Source organism: Prevotella sp. ICM33 (genome assembly GCF_000517825.1).
Taxonomy (GTDB): domain Bacteria; phylum Bacteroidota; class Bacteroidia; order Bacteroidales; family Bacteroidaceae; genus Prevotella; species Prevotella melaninogenica.
Genome location: NZ_JACD01000041.1, coordinates 1 through 2,713, shown reverse-complemented (window position 1 = coordinate 2,713; position 2,713 = coordinate 1). Strand labels below are relative to the sequence as shown.

General features: G+C 36.2%; 2 protein-coding genes and 1 pseudogene. All 3 read left to right on the top strand.

Going from position 1 to position 2,713, the window contains the following annotated elements; genetic code table 11:
- Nucleotides 1-1,260 (top strand): annotated as a pseudogene (locus HMPREF1505_RS05030) (hypothetical protein); the annotation flags it as partial.
- A 587-nt stretch (nucleotides 1,261-1,847) separates the two neighbouring features.
- Nucleotides 1,848-2,012, top strand: a complete 165-nt coding sequence (locus HMPREF1505_RS05025; RefSeq protein ID WP_036923444.1) for a hypothetical protein — start codon at nucleotides 1,848-1,850, stop codon at nucleotides 2,010-2,012.
- Between the two features lie 51 nt (nucleotides 2,013-2,063).
- The coding region (locus tag HMPREF1505_RS05020; RefSeq protein WP_036923441.1) for a fimbrillin family protein at nucleotides 2,064-2,713 on the top strand (650 nt) is incomplete at its 3' end.

Below are 2,713 nucleotides of genomic sequence, written 5' to 3'. Positions count from 1 at the left end.
AAAGCTATCTTGAAGAAGGTTAAGCAAGAAATCAACATTCAGCGTGCCAAGGTTTACGACCTCGGTGAGATGACACTTGATGCATCTAAGGCTAAGGCTTTCATTCTCAAAAACCAGGGTCTGATTGAGGCTGTTGGTGCAAAGGTATCAGGCTTAATAACAACCGCAGATGGACACATGGACATTTACGCTGCAGACAACTTGGAGAAGATTCTTTCTTTCAAGGGTACGTTGGAAATAAAAAACAATGACAAGCTTACGTCAATTGATGAACTACAATACTATCGTAACGTTAATGGACTGAACCTTCAAGATAACAAGAACCTTGCAGGAGAGCTCGACTTCAACAAATATCCACAGCTCACAAATACTATTTTAGTTAGCAATAGCCCATTGGTAACCAAAATAGATGTAACAGGATTGGATAAGCTTAGAGGTTTTTATTCTCACCACATGGATGGTCTAAAAGAAGCTGTTGTAAAAGATAACACAAATCTATCAGAGTTATCTCTATATGATAATAAAGTCATTAAAAACATTGATGCAAGTAATCTCCCTTCTCTCAAGACTTTGAGAGCATACTCTAACCCAGAGGTCTTGTCTATCAATACAACCAATGTTCCAAACCTGAACGAGTTGAATATTGGTAATAATCCGAAGATGACAAACCTTATTGGTTGGAAAGATAATCTGGAAATAAAGAAGTTCATTGCAAATAAAACAAATATTGAGAGTTATGACTTCTCAAAACAAACAAAGTTGGAGGAAATTAACTTTGTGGGTGCAGCAGTAAAGGAAATCAAAGGATTATCTGCAAGTGGTGCTAATCTTAAAACATTAAGTTTGGCAAACTCCCATGTTAACTCTTTAGATATTTCAAACAATCCAAACCTCACCACAATAGATTTATATGCAGTGAAAGAACTTACTGCATTGGATGTTACTCATAACCCCAACTTAACATCATTACGCGTACCAATGACCTCTATAAGTACACTTGATGTTTCAAACAACACTAAGTTGACATATTTAGGTGTAGCACATTGCAAACTTTCAACATTGGACATACGCAATATACCAGGCTTAACAACATTCTATGCAGGCTCTCAAGGTAATTCAGCAGGTATTGTGCAAATGATTACTGTTACAATGACACAAGCACAGAAGACAAAATTTGGCAATATCTTCTTTGAGAATGCGTCTGGTCCAAACAATAATTATGAAGGAAGTAACAATTACGTAAAAGTAAACGTTCAGTAAAGAAATAAACTATATTTCTATGCATACTCATTTAAGAGCGGGAGCACCCCTAACAGGCGTTCCCGCTCTTTCGTCTTATAGCCTTTCGTATAGCATTAGACAAAGTTTTACGAAGATAAAAGCAGCTACAAGAAGAGGACAAGCGCCAATATCTGAATTCCTATCATATAAAGTTTTGAATTGTACAAAAAGAGTTTACAACTATCACTTAATATGGGAATAAGTTGTCAGCAAACTGTTAACAAAAGCAAACAAAATACCTCTATAACGATTTACATGTCAATAAAGACTTCATCCTGAAAACTTTTCAAATTGATTTATGTAATAATAATAGAAAAATAACTAACTTTGCACTCCGCTAAAAGAAATTAGGCAAAGAACTTAACAACGAGTTTTAAAAAACATGTAAAAGTAGTATAACAACCGAATACAAATTTGTGATGTTACAAACCAACGGAGTTATTTGACAGAAGTATTTAGAATGCGAACTAAGTACAACTATTTTAACAAAGTTCTTTAAGGATAACAAAGAATCCAAAGGTTTTACAACATCTATAAGCGTAATTAGGTAAATAAAACAAGACAAAATGAAGAAAGAATATCAAATGCCGTCAACCCTCATTGTGAGTGTTGAAACAGAAGGTGAGTTTTTGAAAAATAGTTTTCATGGCACAGAGCACGAAGGATTCACAGAAGTTCAAGATCCTAACCTTAGAGTTGAGGATGGCACTGATGACAACTCACCATTCTAATCAAAAGAGATTAAACTTGTCACAAAAACGAATAAAATCAAAAAGAACAATATGAAACATTTTAAGACATACTTGCTGTGCTTAGGACTTGCCCTTACCACAGCATCATGCTCACAAGACGACTTTGAAAGTAACAATACAGCCAGCGATAAGCTGATTGACATGAGTTTTAAAGCTGGCACAGCCCAGCCTGTTACACGTACTGTACTTGGTGAAGATGGTTCAACCGTAACTTGGCAAACAAACGACCAGATTGGTATTGGTTACTATAGAGCACCAGGTAATAAGAGTCTACCATTTAAGACACCATCAACAGGTAGTAACGTCATCTTTTGGGGACAAGCAGCTGATCAACCAAACCCCTACTTCATGATGTATCCTTATCAGGAAAAGGCTACGATTACAGTTAAGAGTAACACTCAAGCAATATACCAATACAACTTCCCAAAGGAACAAAATGCTATTGCAGGCACATTTGATCCAAAGGCGAATGTATCTGTTGGTATCATTCCACAGCGTGGAAAACCATTCATTGCATACAATGTTGGTGGTTTGCTCCGTTTTACCATCAAAGGAACTTCAAACGTAAAGCAGGTAAAGTTACTTTCTATTGGGCAGGAGAACCTTGCTGGTAATTTAAAGTCAACCATCACTTTTGCTAATGATGGAAAGATTAGTGCGGCTAAAAACGAGTTCACTAC

Bases quoted from the DNA above. Each gene is read 5' to 3' on its own strand.
- HMPREF1505_RS05025 (WP_036923444.1), top strand. From the start codon at position 1,848: ATGAAGAAAGAATATCAAATGCCGTCAACCCTCATTGTGAGTGTTGAA.